Source organism: Paenibacillus sp. V4I9 (assembly GCF_030817295.1).
Taxonomy (GTDB): domain Bacteria; phylum Bacillota; class Bacilli; order Paenibacillales; family NBRC-103111; genus Paenibacillus_E.
Genome location: NZ_JAUSZE010000001.1, coordinates 2,259,537 through 2,279,895 on the forward strand (window position 1 = coordinate 2,259,537; position 20,359 = coordinate 2,279,895).

A 20,359-nucleotide genomic window follows, 5' to 3' on the forward strand; every position below is an offset into this window, starting at 1 on the left:
ATAAATCATTATACCATTTTGTGGAAGAAAAATATAAACTGCATCATGTAAAATGTTATAATATGGATATTAGAAGAGGATTTATTAAATCAATAAAAATAGGCGAAATACTCGTGGTAGTATAGGAGAGATCATTGTTAGGTTAATTAGCAAGAAAAGGTTTTATATAAGGAGCCAAAATCTCATGATTATATATCAAAATGAACATATAACCGTTTTTCAAAGCGCATTGTATCAAACGACATCAACCGTTGTGCTAACGAAGGATCTGGTATTAATTGTTGATCCGAACTGGCTTCCAAATGAAGTTGATGACATTCGGAACTATGTTGATTCGGTAAAAGGTGATCGCGAGCTATACCTGTTATTTACGCATGGCGATTTTGATCACATTATTGGGTACAAAGCATTTCCGGGCGCAAAAACAATTGGGAGTTACGCACTAAGCTGTCATCCGAAGAAAGAATATAAGATTTCATTGATTCATGAATTCGATAGTAAACATTATATTAATCGAAATTATCCCGTCGAATTTCCAATCCTTGATATTATCATCTCGGAAGATGCCGAGGAATTAAGGATAGGTGATACTTTATTGACTTTTTATAAATCCCCAGGACACACGCCGGACGGATTATTTACTATCATTGAGCCGTTGGGTATTTGGATTACGGGCGATTATTTATCAGATTTCGAATTACCGTTTATTTATCATAGTGCCAAAGCATATAAGGAAACGTTGAAAACGGCAAGTCAGATTTTAAATCAACACAGAATTGAACTGCTAGTTCCTGGACATGGACAAGTTACCACCGATACTGTGGAGATGAAAAGGCGTTTGGATATGTCTTCTGATCATTTGGAACGGCTTGTTAAGGCGGTCATTGCAAAAGATGAGAGTGCTATCGCGGCGCTTGGCGATGAGCATGCTTATAAATCTTCTTTTACAGAAGAATGCCACGAAGAAAATATTAGAATCATTAAGCAAGAATATTTGTTCAATTTACCTGGCTGAATGGTTCCGCCATGTCAATAATCCACCTCTGGATTTGTGGAAATGTTCGTTCTTAATCAAGGGATAACATATTTGCGTGACAAACAAGCTGCTATAACAGCTGGGCAGGGCCATCTATATACCTTAACTATTCTTTTTTCTAAAATAGGCAGCACCCCCTAAAAATTGTAAATTGCACGAAAGTATATTTAGGGGAAGAAAGAATGTGAGGAGGAGCAACTGAATGAAGTCAAAAGTCTTATTTTGCACAGCGATCCTAAGCCTGATGGTAACGGGAGCCGCATTCGCTAATGATGAGCACCCGAACAAACATGCGGAGAAGAAAACTGGCTTAGAAAATGCTCTTGAACGAGGGAACAAGAATGAAACAGCCCGTGAAGCTATACGCAGAGCAATGGAGCGGAAACAAGGAAAGCAAGATCAGAATAAGTGGACGATAGAGCAGCGAGTTGCCGCGGACTTGAAAGAATTGGAGATTACATTCGGTGGTACTGACTCGAAAAATCAAGTCACTCAGGCTATGGCGCTGCCGCTTGCAGGAACTCATGGTTCCACTATCAGTTGGGAATCGAGTACGCCTTCGGTTATTTCCAATGACGGACAAACCGTAATTCGACCTTCCGCAGGGCAAGGGGATGTTGAGGCAACGCTTACAGCCACTGTCAGTTACGGTGACGTATCAAAAACCAAAACGTTTACCCTAACAGTTAAGCAGCAGAACTCGGAAACCCAAAGAGTTGCTGCAGATAAAGCGGCGTTGGCGATTACATTCGGTGGGACGGATACGGCTAGCGCTGTTACTCAACCGTTAGCCTTGCCGCTTAGCGGAACAAACGGTTCCACGATTACTTGGGTATCCAGCAATGCTGCGATAATTTCGAATGACGGCAAAACGGTAAACCGTCCAACAGCAGCGCAAGGGGATGCCGTAGTTACTTTCACAGCTACAATAACCTATGGCGCTGTTTCGGATACCAAATCTTTCTCGTTGACAGTTAAATCGGTGTTGACCGATGCTCAGAAAGTAGCTGCAGATAAAGCGCTGCTTACTATCACATTCGGTGGAACAGATACAACAAGCAGTGTAACACAACCGTTGACATTGCCGCTTAGCGGGACAAACGGTTCCACGATCACTTGGGTGTCTAGCAATGCATCCGTCATTTCGAATGATGGTAAAACCGTGCAGCGACCTTTCGCTGGCAGTGGCGACGCATCGGTTGTACTAACGGCGATCTTAACGAAGGGCAGCTCATCGGATGTCAAAACCTTTACTTTGACGGTAAAACAGCAATTGACGGACGTGCAGCGAGTTGCTGCAGATAAAGCGGCCTTGGCCATCGTTTATGGAGGGACGGATACGGTATCCAGTATTACTCAAGCATTTACACTTCCGGCTGTAGGCGTTAACGGATCATCCGTCATCTGGGTTTCGGGCAATCCATCCATTATTTCGAACGACGGCAAAACGATAAATCGTCCAGCTGCCGGACAAGGGGATATAACGGTAGTTCTTAGTGCAATTATCTCAGCCGGAGGTTATTCCGACACTAAGGTCTTTACAGTAACGGTAAAACAGCAATTGACGGACGCGCAGCGTGTAACAGCAGATAAGGCAGCGGTGGCCATCACTTTTGGAACTTCCGATTCTGCCTCCAGTGTAAAGAACAATATTGGCCTGCCTGTAAGTGGGCCGAATGGTTCCAATGTCATTTGGGTTTCGAGCAATACGGCAGTTATCTCTAATAGCGGTATCGTCACTCGACCGACTGCTGCCAGCGGAGAAACCGCGGTTATCATGACGGCTGTTATTACGAGCGGCGGATATGCCGAAACAAAAGCATTTGTTTTGACGGTAAAGCAGCTTCCGTAGTAATACTTTTAAAACTGTAAAAAGCAAAATACAGTCAGAATGAGTCCCCATCTTTCCAAGGTGGGGATTCTTTTCGGGTTTGGGGATAAGCGAAGCTTACCCCTTATTTAGCATGGTTAGCTATAGATTTTGCTAATTGAGATTGTGGATTAGTGAATTGTTACTTAGTGTCTATCTTTTCGGTTATATGAGTGAATGTTGTACATCGTGCAACAATAACCGGCTGTTTCTTCTCACTATGCTAAAGATGTTGTATGTTGTACAACAATTTTGCCTTATTTCCACCAATTGGGCTCCTTTTGGGAGAAAAAGTTGTATGTTGTACAACAATTGCTGAAATATCGCGGATATGCTCTCTGATTGTTGTACAATGTACAACATTGTTTTAGTCCCTTTCACGGAGGTGAACACTTTCAGACTAGCTGGAGTTTGTTCAAATTGGCTAAGGTTCATTTCAGATTTATTGTCCAACTAACCACATATTTTCGACCCCTATCGGGAAAACCAAGCATGGATTATTATTCAATCCACTACTTATTTGGGTTAGGGGTGATAGCTCATTAGCGTGCAAACGATACAAAAACCGCGCATGGGACTGCCGGATTTGAAGGATAAGGTCGCGTTGATCACGGGAGCGGGATCAGGAATTGGTCAGTCTGCCGCCGAGATGCTTGCACAACAAGGGATGAAGGTATGCCTTGTGGATTTGAAGGACGACCGGCTAGAGCAGACGAAACAGGATATTGTAGCTGCAGGCGGTCAAGCGATCACAGTTGATGTCGACGTCTCAGATCCGGACCGTGTTGCTCAGGCGTTCGAGCAAACCGTAAAAACCTGGGGACGACTAGACGTCGTCTTTGCTAATGCAGGCATTAACGGGGTTTTGGCGCCGATCGAAGATATGAAGCCTGAGGACTGGGATCGTACGCTGTTCGTTAATCTGAAGGGTACATTCCTTTGTGTCAAACATGCGATTCCGCATATGAAAGAGAACGGCGGCAGCATAGTTATCACTAGCTCCATTAACGGCAGCCGCTCCTTCTCGGGATTTGGGATGACAGCCTATAGCACTTCTAAGGCGGGACAAGTGGCATTCGCCAAGATGGCCGCATTGGAATTGGCTCGTTATAAAATACGCGTCAACGCCATCTGTCCAGGGTCAATCAAGACCAACATTGGAGAAAATACGCAGCCGACGCCTGAGCTCGAGAAAATCAAAATCCCAGTCAAATATCCGCAAGGCAGCCAGCCGTTGGAACACGCACCAGGACAACCGGAGCAGGTTGCTAATCTGGTAGCTTTCCTAGCCTCCGAAGCTTCGAGCCATATTACCGGCACGGAGCTTTTCATTGACGGCGCAGAATCGCTGCTTTAACGATAGCTTGTAAACCTACTTGCTGGTGGTTGAGGGATACGCATGATTATCCAAGGAAATGAGCAGTCTATATTCGGAGGTGAAAGAAACCATGGATGAGCAAAAAGAAACAGTCACTTCATACGATCCGAAAAGCGGACAATCCAAGGAGGTCAATGTCGTCTTGGATCATGCTCGTAGTGGGGGCATGAAATATACAATCGAAGATGTAGAGAAAGATAACAAGAAAAATGATGATTAGCCGCTTATAAAAAGTTAAAAAGCGTATGTTGACTTAGGGGATTCTCCCGTAACCAACATGCGCTTATTTAATTTCTCTATTATTAATCGTCAAAGCCTGCTCGACATGTTTCAGGACTAGTGTGTTCGGAGCTTCTGATAAGCGTATTATCTAGCCCGTCTTCATTAGAATCATCCGATTTACCTTCAGCAGTAACCGTAGATTCAAATTTTGTGTCTTTGTTATTAGTTAAGTTATCTATTTTTCTCACCCTTTCAATTGTATAGGCTAATATGCTTCTTTTATAAGGGATTTATTCGTTGGCATTATAAATGGATACGTCCATATTCGTTTTAGGAAACCACTGCCATTGGCCTTCGAGAGAGGAATTTGTAGGTCTTGACAAACCATACTGTAATATTTATAATTACAGTATAAAGTCCTTACAAAAAATAAATCTAATGGCGGTGATAATCATGAACTTTGTAATCAGTGATTGGGTTGTGGCAACTACAAATGAAGATGAATTGCTGCATGGTTATATTGAGTCTATAAATGTGCTGCAAGGTATTGTACGGGTGCACGTTATTGCATCTGATCGTGAAACTGCCATCGGAAGAATAATGGAAGTAAGCAGTCAAGACGTAAAGAAATTACCGGTAAGCGAGTTTGATATAGAAGATCAAGTAAAGAGCTTAATTGATGTGGCGCTAACAACGAGAGATGAGCAATGGTTCAATGAATTGTCAGCGAAATTATTCGCTATTCAACAAAATGGTACGAAACGCGGCGAGCGCGATGTATTTCCATCCTACTATCATAACCGCTTAGGTGTTGATCAGTTTTAATGGGTCGAATAAAAGAAAAAGCCAATCCAAGAAAACATGTTGTGCATGTTGTCTAATGGGTTGGTTTTTTAGTTATATTTTCCCGCTTATTGAATAGGTGCCTTGTTTGAGACTTGTTTTTCTTTCGTGACTTCCGCGGCAAAAAGAGTCTGTAGTTCTGTGACTTTTCTGGGATCGGTAAGTGTCACTTTGTCAGCGAAATAATGTTCAACCAGCAGCTCCCATGTAGGAGTTACCTTTTGAGCCGTCATGGCTCGAATAGCGGTCTTAACCAGTCTTCGTTCCTTGGCGTTAGCGTACACGTCAACGTACTGCTGTTTGCGTTCGAAATCTAACTCCGTAAAAATAGCTCGAAATACCTCGGCTGTCATACGCGCGTCGTCCAATGCTCTGTGAGCGGAGCCTTCAGCAGCAATGTTAAGATCGAGCAAAGCAGCCTCGACACTGACATCATTCGTCACATTTTTATAACGGATAAACCCTTTCAATAGATCAAAATAGCTGGCAGCCATCCAGTAAGCATCATCCAACTTATGCATCCGCGTATCAAACACGATGCGTTTCAAATCCTCGCCACCCCAGGTGACTAGCAGGAAAGCTTCACTTTTATTTAGCCAGTCCATGAAATCCGTAATGACTTTACGAAAGCCGTCGGCTTGATCGATATCTTCTTGGGGAATGCCCGTTTTTTTCTTGATAAACCCATTTAATTTGGAAAAATAAACAGGTTTGACTAGAGATGAAAACTCATCAATAGCCTTCAGGGAGGAATCTAAACGGACTGCTCCAATTTCAATAACTTCCATAGGTAAATCGCTCGCAAACTTGCGACCGTTGAATTCAATGTCCAAAATAATGTAGTCCATGATGTGGCCCCCGTTCTGTCTCTGTGCTTCCATTCTATCAGAAAATGCCTAGGATACCAGCTTCCGTTTTCCATAGACCGCATTTAGAACAAAACTAAACAGTAGTCCTGCAAAGGACATCCCTGAAATCCATAGATATAATTGTTTCCCGCCAAAGCTTTCGTAGAACCAACCACCCAAATAGGAAGCGACGATACCCGAAACGCCAAAAAAAAGGATCGCAAGCACAGTCTGTCCCGTTGCACGCCATTCCTCAGGAACAATACGGTATAAATATTGGATAGCAGCTGAATAAAATATCGGGAATGTGAAGGTTTGCAGCAGCTGAAGATACACGAGAATATGAGGATCAGTCACCCAGGCAGATAGAAAAAAGCGAATGAAGTAAAACACAGCAGCGAAAGAAATGATCGCTAATTCTTTTCCTTTGCGAAGCCACCAAAAGCTTAGAGCGAATACAAGAATTTCGCTTCCTGCTGCAAGAAACCAGGCCAAACCGACCATGTCGGGGGTGCCGCCTAATTTTCGGATATAGACGCCAAGAAAAGTATCGTTGATCCGCTGTGGCACCGCAACAATAAAGATAAGTAACATAAACCAAATGGTTTCTTTATTGCTTAAGAAAATGCGTAGACTTTTTAGAGAGATCGGTTTCCCAGTTACAGGCGCATCAGGCAATGGCAAGCAAATTAGAATGCTTATGATGCCTATTCCAGCGAACAAGAACGCCAAACTATTGATTCCGAAATATTGTGTGGTATAACCAACGGCCAAAGACATGACCGCATAACCGACAGCTCCGAAGGTTCGGATGGAACCGTAGCTTACTCCGTTAGCCTCCGCTGTTTGGAAATTTAGACTTTCTGTCAGGGGATCGAGAGGCATTAAGAAAAAGTACATAAGCATCGTAAAAAGAAGCAGCACAATAAAGCTGGATGAGGCGTATAAGAAGTACCCCACAATGGTTGAACATCCTAAGAGGAGTAACATAACCTTCTTAATTGTCTTCGTTCGATCACTGATCATCCCCCATAAAGGCTGCGAGAAGATTGCAATGAAGCCTCCCGTTCCTATAATGAGACCAATCTTCGTTGCTGGAAGCCCTTGCGCATCTAAATAGACGGGAAGAAATGAAACAAACATTGCCAGAAGTGCAAAATACAAAAAGTTAAACGAACGCAATAAATTTGAAGAATTCATGATGACCTTAACCTTCCCAGATAAATTAGCACAATGCTGTTGTAAAACTACATTCTAACATGTGACGGTAAAGAATCCAAAGTAGATGAAAGCGATTCTTTCAGAGACGTACCTCTGAGGGGTTCGTACCCGTTACTTTTTTGAACTGCCGACTAAAGAAATAAATGCTCCGATAGCCTAGGGCTTCCGAAACTTCCCCAACATTCATTCCAAGTCTAAGAAGATAAGCAGCACGTTCGATTCTTTTTTGAATGATATAGGACTCAATCGTTTGCCCCATGATTTCTTTGAATTTAAGTGAAAAGTAGCGTGGCGAAAGGTGCGCTTGTTTGGCTAAGTCATGGATGCTATGTTGGCGCCCCGGATCTTGAATGATATGGGCCGCGATGTCCATCATCACCCGATTCATAGACCGGCGAGCAGGATCACCTTGTGCTTGGTTACCTGGGGTTTGGCGTTCAAACATAAGTAATAACAAACGAAGCAGCATCAAGGCTTCTTCGTCATGTCCATAAGCGCCTGTCAGCCGAACATGAACGAATCGGTCCAAGGGCTTAAACAGATTGCCTACCATCCTGCTATACTTGCCGCGTTGCGAGATATACTTGGTGAGGAGCCACAGCTTATCCAGGATATGGCCTTACTAAAGCCTCCACACGGAGGGGGTGAAAAACCATGGCATCAAGACATGGCTTATGGAAACCTTGCTTATGAGAAAGCAGTGGTAGGCGTATGGATTGCTTTGGATGAAGCTGCGCTGGATAATGGCTGCATGCATGTTATTCCTGGTTCACACATGGATGGCGCAACGCCGCATTACGCAATTCGAGATTGGCAAATTTGCGATTCGCAGGTTGCTGTTGAGAAGGATGTAGCAGTGCCCTTTTTGCCAGGCGGAATCCTAATGTTCCACGGTTTACTTAAACATGGGACACCTTATAATCTTTCTTCGAAGAAACGTCACGCGCTGCAGTTTCATTATGTTGGTATGTCCGTTTCTAAACTAACGCCAAAAGAGTATAAACGTTTCTTCACCAATGAAATGAGCGGGGCCGAGTGTTAATTCTACTAGCATATGGTCAATACATTTTCTGACTAATAAAGAAGATGTGAACTCGGTAGCAAATTCCTGCATCTTCCAATCTCTGTGAGGACGGTTTACAATTAGAGAGAGGAGTTGATGCATAATGGGATCACAAATCGTGCGACTGGTACTAGATGCCAAAGCCACATTGGCTGAAGGTCCGAGCTGGAATGCGGAACAGCGTTTGCTGTATTGGGTTGATATTATAGGAAAGAAATTTGGGAGGTTTGATCCTGAAACAGGGCTTAACGAGGATTTTTCCATTGGGGAATATGTTGGTGCAGTTGTCTGTGCCGGTGAAAATGAGGTTGTGTTAGCGACACAATCTGGATTCCAAACGTACCAGATGCAGGAGCGTAAGCTCACGCCTATTGTTGATCCAGAATCTCATTTACAGGGAAATCGGTTTAACGATGGGAAATGTGATGCTAACGGGCGATTTTGGGCGGGAACCATGGAAATTATTGAAAAAGAGGCAACAGGCGCACTCTATGTGCTAGAAACGGATCACAGTTATCGAAAGGTTTACGAGGGAGTGGGCGTTTCCAACGGGATCGCATGGAGTCTAGACGGGAAAGAAATGTACTATATCGATTCTATGAAAAAGCTAGTGCTCGCATTTGAGTATGAGGCGGATAAAGGGGAAATTAAAAACCCGAGAACGCTGATCGATTTTCAGAATGAACAAGGGTTCCCTGACGGGATGACGATCGATGAAGAAGGGATGTTGTGGATCGCCCATTGGGATGGCTGGCAGGTATCCCGTTGGAATCCCCATACAGGTCAAAAGATAGACAGTATTTCCATACCAGCAGCTAAAGTGACCTCCTGTGTTTTTGGTGGAGACGAACTTGATACCTTGTATGTTACGACCGCCCGCAAGGGTCTTCAGGAGGATCAAATGGGGGATCAGCCACATGCTGGAGGGGTTTTTGCGGTAAAGTCAGGTGTAAAAGGCACCAAGACGCATTCATTCGGAGTACAGCATGAGGAACGGAAAGGGTAGGTTCTATGTCAAATGAGAATAGTCATTTAAAGATTCAGTATATCGGTCAGGTCGGTGTTATTCTGCGTAAAAACGATACCGCTATAGCAATCGACCCTTATTTGACCGATTCTGTTGATCATCTTCCTGGGTTTCCGGAGGGTTTTTGGCAACGGCGGTATGAGCCTCCTGTGAAACCAGAGACACTAACGAATTTGGATCTCGTGCTTTGTACACATGAGCACATGGACCACATGGATCCAGACACACTGCTATCTATCGCCTTGGCATCTCCCAAATGTCAATTTGGTGCTCCTAAACCGTGTTTGCCTGCGTTGGAGGCGATCGGCATTTCAGCAGAGCGGCTGCATGCGCTTGGGACGCAGGAGGCATTTCAATACGGCGCAGATCTGATTATTCACCCTATTCCCGCTTGGCACGAAGAGCGAGTGCGAGATGTTGAAGGATGGGATCACTACTTAGGCTACATATTACAGTGGGAAGGCTTATGCATTTATCATGCAGGGGATACTCTTCTGACGGAGGAATTAGTCGAGGCGTTGTCTGGCTTCATCATCGATATAGGTTTTCTGCCGATTAACGGAAGGGATATTTTCCGCAATCGCCTAGGTGTCGTCGGCAACATGAACGCTTTGGAGGCGGCAGACCTAACGGCTCACCTGAAGTTCGACATCGTTGTGCCTGTACACTTCGATATGTATGCAAACAATAGTGAAGGGATCGCTCCCTTCGTTGACCGTTTGTATCAGAAGCATCCAGGACAGAAATTTCATATTTTCCAGCCGGGTGAGACACTGGTATATATGAAGTAGTGGAGGTACTGTTCATAGGGGGAAGTTATGGACTTTAAGCATGATCTACATCGTTACGGAGTCACAATCACGCACTCCTCACACTTTAACGATGAAAATCATCGTCTCAGCAGATATTTTCAGAGGCTCAAGGCCGAACTTCTTCCTTTTTTATAAATAATACAAAGCTTCACCCGCAACAGCCCCTAAGAGGACAATGCACCAAGGCGGTAATTTCCAGAACACTAGCAGGCCAAATAACACGATAACAAATGCAAAATCATAAGGACGAATAATGGCTGTTGTCCAAAGCGGGTTATAAAGTGCCGCGAGTAGGATACCGACAACGGCCGCATTAATGCCTACGAAAGCACTTTGAATTTTGACGTTTGTTCGTAATGAATTCCAAAAAGGCAAAGCACCAATAATCAGAAGATAAGCAGGCAGGAAAATAGCCAAGGTTCCAACGATTGCCCCTCTGAATCCGTCAAACATAGCGCCCAAATACGTGCCAAATGTAAAAAGCGGACCCGGAACTGCCTGCGTAGCCCCATATCCAGCTAGGAAGACTTCTTTACTTACCCAACCTTGCGGGACAACTTCGCGTTCCAAAAGGGGAAGAATGACATGGCCGCCGCCGAAGACCAATGAACCCACCCGATAAAACGAATCGAAAAGGGATAAAAGCTGCGAGTGCCATAGACCGCTGAAAATTGGAAGAAGCAGGAGCAACAGCGCATACAGGAGCAAGCAAAAGATCGCAATAGAGCGATGAACACGTACTTGAATGGCGCTGTTATCTTGGTTGGGAACGGTTTTGAAGGCAAATAGGCCGATGAGTCCGGCGAGTACAATAATAACAACTTGGCTATATACCGTTTGCCATAGCAACGTTACCGAAGCTGCCGCAATAGCTATGGAGGCCGTGCTTTTATCTGATGCCAATTTTTTTCCCATACTGAGAACAGCTTGTGCGACGATGGCAACAGCGACGATTTTGAGACCGTGAATCCAGCCGGTGCTGCTAACATCCATGGCTCTCATTAGCAGGGAAAAGAGTAGTAAGAGGATAATAGAAGGTAATGTAAATCCTAGCCAAGCAGCTGTGCCTCCCAACAATCCGGCACGGATTGTACCGATACCAACACCTACTTGACTGCTGGCGGGGCCAGGGAGAAACTGGCATAGAGCAACGAGATCGGCGTAACTTTTCTCATCCATCCATTTACGTTTCTGGATATACTCATTGTGAAAATAGCCCAGATGGGCAATGGGTCCACCGAAGGATGTCAATCCTAATTTTGTTGATACAAGAAATACTTCAAGCAATGCTTTTCGTTTACTTTGCTGTGGTTTTGCAGCGGTGTCCAAACCCATTTCCTCCTCAATAACGCTTGATGAACATCTAAGTCATTTAAGTGTATCGGAAATTGCAACGCGATTCTACCGTTTAACACAAATAATACAGTAATGAGGACCATCCGATTACTCCTTACACATATAAAAGGATCATGAATTCTACTTGGGTAGAATTCATGATCCTTTTTCGGTGTCCTCTAATACTCGGAAGGGACGTTCTTCAAATCATGTCACTCCAGCTGATATTCCTTCATCTTGTTGTAAAGTGTACCGCGGGAGATGCCAAGTAGTTTAGCTGCTGCGCTTTTATTGCCTGCTGTTTTGGACAGAGCTTCTTCAATCAGATGGATTTCTTCCACATCAGACACCTTCGCTTTTAATGAAATCGCTGTAGAATCTGCTTCTGAAGAAGTCAGACTAGGTTGCTGCTCCTGTAAAGTGATTGGCAAATGCTCCAAGGTGATCAGGTCTTCATCATTAAGAATGATGCATCGCTCGATGACATTTTTCAATTCTTGGATGTTCCCTGGCCATGAATAATTGGTCAAAGCCAAGATGACCTCTGGCGAAAGTGTTGGAACGGGCTTCTGGTATTGCAGTGAAAATTGCTTGAGATACATTTGGACCATCGCAGGAATGTCTTCGGTTCTATCCCGTAAAGGCGGAATCCGAATGGAAATCACATTAAGTGCATAGTAAAGATCCGAGCGGAATTCTTGATTGACTAGCTTACTGGCTAAATCTTGTGTAGTTGCGATAATGATTCGGGTACGCACGCTAATAGGTTGACTTCCTCCAGAGCGAACGATCGTTTGCTGTGTAATGTAATGATAAAGCTTAGCTTGAAGCTCTAATGGAAGCTTCTCGATTTCATTAATAAACAAGGTGCCGTCTTTGGCTAGCTCCAACTTACCAGCTTGTCCACTATCACTTCCAGAGAAGGCCCCCCCTTGATAGCCAAATAATTCGGCTTCTAATAAACCTGCAGGAACGATGCCGCAATTGATTGTCAAGTAAGGCTGCTCGGATCTTGAACTCGACTGATGGATAATATGAGCAAGCTGCTCTTTGCCAACACCCGATTCTCCAATCAGGAGGACGGGTGTTTCTGTTGCTGCCACCTTCTTGGCCCACTGGATGACTTTACCGATAGCAGGTCCTTTTCCTTTGATTAAGGTAAAGAGGTCTTCAGCTTGATCTTTTTGTGGTAATCCGAAGGAATCAACTGTTGTTAATTGTTCGTTCAATCGTACCAATTGAGTGATATCCTGCTCGGTCGCAATGCCTCCAATAATATGCCCATGAGCATCTCTGATCGGTGACGCATTAATAAGGACGTGGGTGTCAAGCCGAGGACGGTGGTAGGTATTACGAATCATCCGGCCTTCGTCCAAAATTTTCAGGACCATCAGTGTTTCGATATCAAAATGCTCGCCAATGCGTTTGCCCAAAATATCTGCTGCCGGAAGATGATAGAGCTCCTCAGCGACGGAATTCCAGCAAATCACAGCGCCGGCTCGATCAACGACCGTGACAGCATCGGTGACGGTATCCGCGAGTGTATTGAAATAGGCAGACCACTTTTGCAGCTCGGAAAGGGCGAAATTGAGATACGTGGATAAAACGGAATATCCCCCGATGGTCCCATCCTTATCTTTAAAAAGTAACGGTCGATTTGTTCGTTGAGGCACAAGCGGCAAAGGGATGTTTTCGTCCACAGTGATATTCGCGGATACAAAGTGCTTGCTGCTCTCTACTAATTCCTGGATGTTTTTAGCGGAAAAGGCCGTCATAAGGCCTAAATCTTCCGGTGTAAATAAACAAATTTCATCATAACAATGGGAGATAACAGCCGTTCCATTGTTTAAATAGGAAGAAAGCTCTTCAAGCGTTGTTTCAACAGGGAGTGTGATAATAGAGCTGTTCAATGGAAAGTGTTCATTAATGAACATAATTGACCTCATTTGTACCATTTATTTGGTTTAAATTTACCATGAAAGCGAGGGACATTCAACACAGGAAGCCGAGTTGGTGAGTATGATAAAGGTATAGAAATAAAAACTGTTCAACAATAAGAAAAATATGAAAATAAACAAATAGTGTTCAAATTTTAAATTAAAGTGTATAATAAGATTATTAATTTTACACTATTGTATAATTCCTTTGGAGGAACAACAGATGGAACACATCATGAAAAATATGTTTCAATCATTAGGCAAAAGCCGAACTGCTAATCGATTAGCCAAAAAGTATGGTTTACGCTTTGGTGCAGCGCGTTTTGTAGCAGGAGAGACCACCCAGCAATCCATCGAAGCTGTGCGCGGGCTTAATCAAGATGGCCGTGTAGCGACTCTGGATCATTTGGGTGAGTTCGTCTTTAGTGAAGAAGAAGCGTTGGAATCAGCAGCCATGTGTATTCAAACGCTAGATGCGATTGCTAGTTCAGGCGTCAAATCCAATCTTTCGCTTAAAATGACTTCACTTGGGCTAGATATCAGCAGAGAGCTTTGTGTAAACAACATGAAACGAATTCTTGATCGCGCTCGTCAGCATGGAAATTTCGTGCGAATTGATATGGAGGATTATGCGCATTGTCAAATCTCACTCGATATTTATCGAGAGCTTCGACAAGAATATGACAACGTAGGAATCGTCATTCAAGCTTATTTGTTCCGGACCATGCAGGATATCGATGATTTACATGCATTCGGAGCCAATTTGCGCCTGGTGAAAGGTGCTTATAAGGAATCTCCGCAAGTTGCTTTTCCAGAAAAAAGCGCGGTAGATGAAAATTACAAAAAAATCATTCAAAAACATCTTCTGAACGGTCATTATACAGCTATTGCAAGTCATGATGAGGCGATTATTCATTTTACGAAAGAATTTGTAAGCTCAAATCGTATCTCCATAGAACAATTTGAATTCCAAATGCTTTACGGGATTTGTGAAGATTTGCAAAAGCAATTAGTAAAAGAAGGATATCGGGTTCGTGTCTATGTCCCTTACGGTGTAGATTGGTTCGGATATTTCATGAGAAGGTTAGCAGAGCGCCCAGCGAATGTCTGGTTTGTTCTGAAAAATATGTTTAAATAACACCCAAGTTTTCCATTCGGAGAGGAGCAATAAGATGAATACATTTACGAAGGTTAGTGCGTATGCTAATGAGCCATTTACTAATTTTGGTCTAGAGGAAAATGTGAAGGCGATGCAAGCTGCTATTGCCAAAGTGAAAAATGAGCTGGGGCGCGAATACCCGCTATATATCGGTAATGAGAAAGTAGTAACAGAGGCTAAAATCACATCGATTAACCCAGGGAATGTAGATGAAATCATTGGATACGTTAGTAAAGCGGATCAGAAGCTTGCTGAAAAAGCGATGAACGTTGCCCTCGAAACATTCGAAACTTGGAAAAAGGTTCCTGCAAGAGAGCGCGCGGAGTATTTATTTAAAGCTGCTGCGCTAATGCGTGATCGTAAGCATGAATTCTCAGCGTTGATGATTCTGGAGTCAGGTAAAAACTACGTAGAAGCGGATGTAGATACCGCAGAAGCGATTGACTTCATCGAGTTCTACGCGCGCGAAATGATTCGTTTGAGCCAAATCAACGAGACGCAGCCATTAGTTAAAATTCCCGGTGAAAACAACCAAATTAGTTATATCCCCTTAGGCGTCGGCGTTATTATCCCGCCATGGAATTTTCCACTAGCGATTTGTGTAGGTATGACCATTGCGGCGGTTGTTTCTGGGAATACCGTTTTGCTGAAGCCAGCTTCAACCACGCCTGTTATTGCTCACAAATTCGTGGCTCTTATGGAGGAAGTTGGACTTCCTGCTGGAGTAATTAATTTCATTCCAGGAAGCGGTGCGGAAGTTGGAGACTATTTAACGACACATCCGAAGACTCGTTTCATTAGCTTTACCGGCTCCAAGGAGATTGGTTTGCGCATCAATAAGCTGGCCGCGGACGTGGCGCCTGGTCAAATTTGGATCAAGCGTGTGATTGCGGAAATGGGCGGCAAAGACGGTATTGTCGTGGACGAAACAGCGGATCTTGACGCGGCTGCAGCTGCGATAGTGGCTTCAGCCTTCGGTTTTCAAGGGCAGAAATGCTCGGCTGGTTCACGTGCTATCATTGTTGAATCAGTTTACGACATAGTTGTAGATAAAGTAGTTACTCTAACGAACCAGCTGCAAAGCGGCTTGCCTGAACACAATTTCGCAGCGGGTCCTGTCATTGATAAAGGTTCCTATGATAAAATTTTAGATTACATTGAAATTGGGAAAACAGAAGGAACGCTTCTTGCAGGTGGCGATAAGGCTGAAGGGAATGGCTACTACATTCAGCCAACTGTGTTCGGTGATGTAAGCGGCAAAGCGCGCGTTATGCAGGAAGAGATTTTCGGACCTGTCTTGGCCATTGCTAAAGCGAAAGATTGGAAAGAAGCCATCGCGATGTACAACGATACGGAATTTGGTTTAACGGGCTCATACTTCTCCACGAATGAGGAGCGGATTTCTGAGGCATTAGACACTGTTCACTGCGGCAACTTGTACATTAATCGCAAATGCACAGGCGCATTGGTGGGTGTACATCCTTTCGGCGGTTTCAATATGTCAGGAACGGATTCCAAAGCAGGCGGTTACGACTACCTCATGCTTCTCACACAAGCGAAGCTGACTTCACGTAAAATATAATGAATAGAAGAAGAGGGCGGACGATGAGTCTGGCCTTCTTTTTTTTATAGGATCGACAGCTGAGGTGCGCAAACACAGGGGAGTACGATGTGCCTTTAAGATCGGTCGCAGAACGTTCAGTCTTCAGGTCATGAAGCAAATCTGGCACGACGATCCGGAAATGGCGCACTTTCTCAAAGAGGAATATATGACCAAGGGTGTTCCGCTTGTGATCCAGCTTATTGAAGACGGCAAGAAAAATGGGGAAATCACCGGGGCGCTTTCTACATCCACCATCATGATGTATATGCAAATGTTGACGAGCCAGGCTGACACTATGCTGGATTATGCCGAAATACATGGGAATATAGACACGCTGATCGAGGAAATGGTGCATTTGTTTTTCTATGGGATCGGCAGCACGCCTCAACCGATATATCATACGTAAGTTTAAGTTTTGTTGCTCCTTAGAAGAGGATTTGAGATAATGCTGATATCAATAACAGAAGAATGGGAGTGGCATTTTTGGAAAAGAAGAAAAAAACGTTAGCTTTTATAGGTTCATATGCGGATTCGAATAATCCTGGGGTATACACCTGCCAATACGATGAAGAGAATGGAAGCTTGGAAGTCACTCATCAAGTAAATGGTTTGCAAAATCCGACTTTCTTGACTGTGGATGCGAGCAATTGGAAATTATATGCGTTAACGGAGAGTGTTGACGTGAATCAGCAGCGCTGCGGAGCGGCAACTTCTTATGAAATTAATTCAGCTACAGGAGAATTAACGTTTCTGAACAATGAGATCACACTACCTTCAACTACGTGCCACATTACATTGGATCATACGAACCAAGTGGTGATGGTGGCCAGTTATCACGGGGGTATGGTAGGTTTGTCTCCTGTGTTAGCGGATGGCCGTTTAGGTACAACGGCTGATATCCAGCAGCACCAGGGGGCAAGCGTCCTATCGGTGCAGGATAGACCACGTGCTCATTCTGTTTTCATAGATCGAACGAATCGTTTTGCCGGGGTATGTGATTTAGGTTTGGATAAAATCCTGATTTACAAGCTCGATATCCCTGCCAAACGGCTTATTCCTCATAATGAAGTGCAGGTAGCCCCTGGTTCAGGTCCGCGGCATTTTGCGTTCCACCCGTCCTATGCCTTTGGCTATGTTATTAATGAACTTGGCTCCACAGTTACGGCATTCAGCTATGAGGAAGAACGAGGAGAGCTGACTGAAATCCAGACGATTTCCACACTCCCGGAGTCTTATGAAGGGGAAAATGCCTGCGCGGATATTCATGTTTCTCCAGATGGAAAGTTCTTATATGGATCTAACCGTGGTCACGAGAGCATTGTCGTGTACGCCATCGATCCAGTAACCGGTAAGCTTACAGTGGTGGAGTACGCGCCTACGTTAGGGAAGCATCCACGTAATTTTGCGATATCGCCGGATGGACAATTTCTACTCGTAGCTAACAAAGATTCGGATAACATTGTATCGTTCTCACGGGACTCTCAATCCGGGAAGCTCGTTCCAACCGGAAGTGTACTAAATGTGTCTAAACCGGTATGTATCAAGTTTGCTAGTGTAGAATGACACCTTTCACGGAGCGAGTTATTCACATCATTCGGAGTATCCCCGAGGGCAAAGTCATGACCTATGGTCAGATTGCAAGGCTCGCTGGAAGCCCAAGGGCGGCTCGACAAGTCGTACGAATTTTGCATGCAATGAGCAAGAAGCATCGCCTTCCTTGGCACAGAGTCATTAACGCAAAGGGAGAGATTGCCATCATGGATGATGAAGGATCCCATATGCAAAGTTTTTTGCTGCAAGCTGAAGGTGTCATAATTACGGATCAGCGGTATATTTCCCTTGAGCACTATCAGGTTCAAATGAAAGAAGAAGCATGAGTTTACATAGGCAGCCTCACTTCTTGCAACTGGAAGAAGTGAGGCTTTTTGTAAGAAGGAAGGGAGTTAAGCTTTGTCGAATCTTGTGAAAAAGGAAGATCAATTCACGGAGGTTGTTATGAGTCAAGAGCAAGCTTCATCAGCAAAGATATATAATTTAATAACGATGCATTCAAATCCTTCACAGCGGCGGTTTGCTTTTATTATTGGGGCTATAGTGGCTTTGATTTCACTGCTTTCTGTGCCGTTTGTAAGGATACAGTTGGTTGAGCTGCAGGCCTATCAGCCGGCCATTTTTTCCACGGTTATTTGTTTTGAATTAATTACGGCTTACGTGATTTATAGTCAATTCAAAATCAATCGCTCACCGGCGGTACTGGTCCTGTTTGCATTGTATCTGTTTTCCGGTGGTATGAGTTTGGTCTATATCCTCACGTTCCCTCGTGTTTTCGCTGAAAATGGCTTGTTCCATGCAGGAACGCAAACTTCGGCTTGGCTATACGTGTTCTTGCACGCAGGATTTCCCCTAGCGATTGCCCTCTATATGATGATTGAATCGAAATATGCGAATGTTAATTATAGTGCTGGTAAGGCTAAGAGATTAGGTCTGTACACCTTGCTTGGTGTCGTTATACTAATCACAGGATTGACTTATATCACGACGCATTTCAAAAATGAACTGCCAATTGTGTTGTCTCAAGGTAAGCTAACACCCTTGTTTCTATATGGTCTTGGGCTGCCAATTGTCTTCATTACTTTACTTACATTAATTGTCTATTACAAAAGATCCAAAGCGAGTACGGTTACTTCGACCTGGCTATGTGTAGCCATACTGGCTTCAATGCTTGATGTGGCGATTATTCTTTGTGGCGGCGGGCGCTTCAGTGTGGGATGGTATGTGGCTAGGTGGAACAGCTTTGTATGTGCAAATATTGTGCTTGCGGGAATGATTTATGAGTTTACCAAAATGTATCTGAGTATGACAGAGCTCTTCCAGCAGGTGAAGGATAGTAAAGATAAATATAAGGTGCTCCATGTGTGATACAGAAGGACGGGTTATCTTTACGAATCGCCGAGTGGAACATTTTTTTGAACGTCAACTCGAAAGCGGAGAACGGATATCTAGTTATTGTCTAGGAATGAAAACCTCAGAAGCTGCTTTTGATGAGTTCATCGACGCTTATTTCGGACAAACCATCCCGCCTTTTCGTAAGCGTGTATCTAGATTGACGTTGAAAGGCGAAACAAGGCACTACGAATGCTATGTCAATCCTATTTCAGGTGAAATGGAAGGGTCACTCAGGGGACATCTAGTCGGATTCAGAGATCGTACTGAAGAAGAGCGAATTGATGAGCTGAAAAATGAGTTCGTTAGCATTATTTCTCATGAAATTCGGACGCCACTATCCTCGATTGTGGGTTTTATTGAAATCCTGGCAACACGTGCAGTGACGGAAGAGAAGCGCGCCAAATATATCGAGACGATTCATAAGGAATCTTTACGGTTATCGAATTTGATTAACGATTTTCTTGATTTGCAGCGCCTGGATTCGGGCCGGCAAGAGTTTCACTTCCAATCTCTGGATGCGGTTCTATTACTCCGCGAAATCGTTGAGCAGTGGCAGGGGAAAGACAATCATGAAGCTGAGCTGCATGCAGCAACCGAGCGAATATTTGTCCAAGGGGACGAAGACCGTTTAAAGCAAGTGTTCCATAATTTGATCTCCAATGCGATTAAGTATTCGCCGGGTGCGACGAAAATTGATATTTATGTTGAAACCGATAACGGAAAAGTGTTAATCAAGATACAAGATTATGGTCTTGGCATTCCGGCGGATTCCTTGGATAAACTGTTTACGAGATTTTATCGTGTCGATAATTCGGATCGCAGGAAAATCGGAGGAACGGGTCTAGGGTTATCAATTGTCAAGGAGATCATTGAAGCACATCATGGGAAAGTGGTAGTTGATACGGAGTTGGGCAAAGGCTCAATCTTTATAGTGCAGTTAGTTGAAATAGATGCCGAATAGTCGGGTAAAAAAAGAGCATGTTCAAACCGTGAAAACCTCGCGGATTGGCATGTTTTTTTCATTCTAGTAGTACCTGAATGTTGCTTCTACCCATCTAT

20 protein-coding genes are annotated in these 20,359 nt (G+C 44.0%); 15 read left to right on the top strand and 5 right to left on the bottom strand.

The features are described 5' to 3' along the window. Window positions 1-184: 184 nt before the first annotated feature. From QFZ81_RS10325 to QFZ81_RS10345, 5 genes are all read left to right on the top strand, one after another. Entirely contained in the window at window positions 185-1,015 is an 831-nt protein-coding gene (locus QFZ81_RS10325; protein ID WP_307444794.1) for an MBL fold metallo-hydrolase, read from the top strand. 223 nt (window positions 1,016-1,238) lie between these two features. After that, on the top strand, window positions 1,239-2,888 hold the full coding sequence (locus QFZ81_RS10330; RefSeq protein WP_307444792.1) for an immunoglobulin-like domain-containing protein: 1,650 nt from the start codon (window positions 1,239-1,241) through the stop codon (window positions 2,886-2,888). Between the two features lie 589 nt (window positions 2,889-3,477). Then, a complete protein-coding gene (locus QFZ81_RS10335) occupies window positions 3,478-4,263 on the top strand; it encodes an SDR family oxidoreductase (RefSeq protein WP_307606869.1) in 786 nt (261 codons plus the stop codon). 91 nt (window positions 4,264-4,354) lie between these two features. Continuing rightward, window positions 4,355-4,504: a hypothetical protein gene (locus QFZ81_RS10340; protein WP_307444790.1), complete on the top strand. Its 150-nt coding sequence runs from the start codon at window positions 4,355-4,357 to the stop codon at window positions 4,502-4,504. 455 nt (window positions 4,505-4,959) lie between these two features. Then, a complete protein-coding gene (locus QFZ81_RS10345) occupies window positions 4,960-5,331 on the top strand; it encodes an IDEAL domain-containing protein (RefSeq protein WP_307444789.1) in 372 nt (123 codons plus the stop codon). Window positions 5,332-5,417: 86 nt separating this feature from the next. Here the strand turns inward: QFZ81_RS10345 and QFZ81_RS10350 are convergent, their stop codons facing one another. From QFZ81_RS10350 to QFZ81_RS10360, 3 genes are all read right to left on the bottom strand, one after another. Next, window positions 5,418-6,197 (bottom strand): 3'-5' exonuclease, encoded by a 780-nt coding sequence (locus QFZ81_RS10350; RefSeq protein WP_307602619.1) that lies wholly within the window; start codon window positions 6,195-6,197, stop codon window positions 5,418-5,420. 48 nt (window positions 6,198-6,245) lie between these two features. Further along, a complete protein-coding gene (locus QFZ81_RS10355; protein ID WP_307602621.1) occupies window positions 6,246-7,397 on the bottom strand; it encodes an MFS transporter in 1,152 nt (383 codons plus the stop codon). A 100-nt stretch (window positions 7,398-7,497) separates the two neighbouring features. Further along, window positions 7,498-7,947, bottom strand: coding sequence for a helix-turn-helix transcriptional regulator (locus tag QFZ81_RS10360; RefSeq protein ID WP_307444783.1), 450 nt, complete (start codon window positions 7,945-7,947; stop codon window positions 7,498-7,500). On the opposite strand from QFZ81_RS10360, the gene QFZ81_RS10365 reads away from it, so the two are divergent. The 3 genes from QFZ81_RS10365 (at window position 7,930) to QFZ81_RS10375 (ending at window position 10,299) form a co-directional block, all read left to right on the top strand. Then, entirely contained in the window at window positions 7,930-8,460 is a 531-nt protein-coding gene (locus tag QFZ81_RS10365; RefSeq protein ID WP_307444780.1) for a phytanoyl-CoA dioxygenase family protein, read from the top strand. The genes QFZ81_RS10360 and QFZ81_RS10365 overlap by 18 nt on opposite strands. Before the next feature lie 124 nt (window positions 8,461-8,584). Continuing rightward, the gene (locus tag QFZ81_RS10370; RefSeq protein ID WP_307602623.1) at window positions 8,585-9,487 is read left to right on the top strand and encodes an SMP-30/gluconolactonase/LRE family protein; all 903 of its coding nucleotides are present in this window, start codon (window positions 8,585-8,587) and stop codon (window positions 9,485-9,487) included. Window positions 9,488-9,492: 5 nt separating this feature from the next. Then, window positions 9,493-10,299: an MBL fold metallo-hydrolase gene (locus QFZ81_RS10375; RefSeq protein WP_307444776.1), complete on the top strand. Its 807-nt coding sequence runs from the start codon at window positions 9,493-9,495 to the stop codon at window positions 10,297-10,299. 150 nt (window positions 10,300-10,449) lie between these two features. Here QFZ81_RS10375 and chrA read toward each other — a convergent pair whose 3' ends face one another. After that, window positions 10,450-11,649: a chromate efflux transporter gene (chrA, locus tag QFZ81_RS10380; RefSeq protein WP_307444774.1), complete on the bottom strand. Its 1,200-nt coding sequence runs from the start codon at window positions 11,647-11,649 to the stop codon at window positions 10,450-10,452. 218 nt (window positions 11,650-11,867) lie between these two features. Continuing rightward, a complete protein-coding gene (locus QFZ81_RS10385; protein WP_307602625.1) occupies window positions 11,868-13,589 on the bottom strand; it encodes a sigma-54 interaction domain-containing protein in 1,722 nt (573 codons plus the stop codon). A gap of 226 nt (window positions 13,590-13,815) precedes the next feature. Here QFZ81_RS10385 and QFZ81_RS10390 point away from each other — a divergent pair, with 226 nt between their 5' ends. The 7 genes from QFZ81_RS10390 to QFZ81_RS10420 all read left to right on the top strand — a co-directional run bounded on the left by QFZ81_RS10390 (window position 13,816) and on the right by QFZ81_RS10420 (window position 20,261). Continuing rightward, the gene (locus QFZ81_RS10390; RefSeq protein WP_307444770.1) at window positions 13,816-14,730 is read left to right on the top strand and encodes a proline dehydrogenase family protein; all 915 of its coding nucleotides are present in this window, start codon (window positions 13,816-13,818) and stop codon (window positions 14,728-14,730) included. Between the two features lie 34 nt (window positions 14,731-14,764). After that, window positions 14,765-16,333, top strand: a complete 1,569-nt coding sequence (pruA, locus tag QFZ81_RS10395; RefSeq protein ID WP_307444768.1) for an L-glutamate gamma-semialdehyde dehydrogenase — start codon at window positions 14,765-14,767, stop codon at window positions 16,331-16,333. 64 nt (window positions 16,334-16,397) lie between these two features. Next, window positions 16,398-16,760: a hypothetical protein gene (locus tag QFZ81_RS10400; RefSeq protein WP_307602627.1), complete on the top strand. Its 363-nt coding sequence runs from the start codon at window positions 16,398-16,400 to the stop codon at window positions 16,758-16,760. Window positions 16,761-16,837: 77 nt separating this feature from the next. Continuing rightward, window positions 16,838-17,917, top strand: a complete 1,080-nt coding sequence (locus QFZ81_RS10405; RefSeq protein WP_307602629.1) for a lactonase family protein — start codon at window positions 16,838-16,840, stop codon at window positions 17,915-17,917. Further along, window positions 17,914-18,231, top strand: a complete 318-nt coding sequence (locus QFZ81_RS10410; protein ID WP_307444759.1) for an MGMT family protein — start codon at window positions 17,914-17,916, stop codon at window positions 18,229-18,231. Before QFZ81_RS10405 ends, QFZ81_RS10410 begins: the two co-directional genes overlap by 4 nt. 73 nt (window positions 18,232-18,304) lie before the next feature. Then, entirely contained in the window at window positions 18,305-19,273 is a 969-nt protein-coding gene (locus QFZ81_RS10415) for an MASE4 domain-containing protein (RefSeq protein ID WP_307602631.1), read from the top strand. Continuing rightward, window positions 19,266-20,261, top strand: a complete 996-nt coding sequence (locus QFZ81_RS10420) for an ATP-binding protein (RefSeq protein ID WP_307602633.1) — start codon at window positions 19,266-19,268, stop codon at window positions 20,259-20,261. The genes QFZ81_RS10415 and QFZ81_RS10420 overlap by 8 nt, the downstream gene beginning before the upstream one ends. Window positions 20,262-20,359 lie beyond the last annotated feature (98 nt).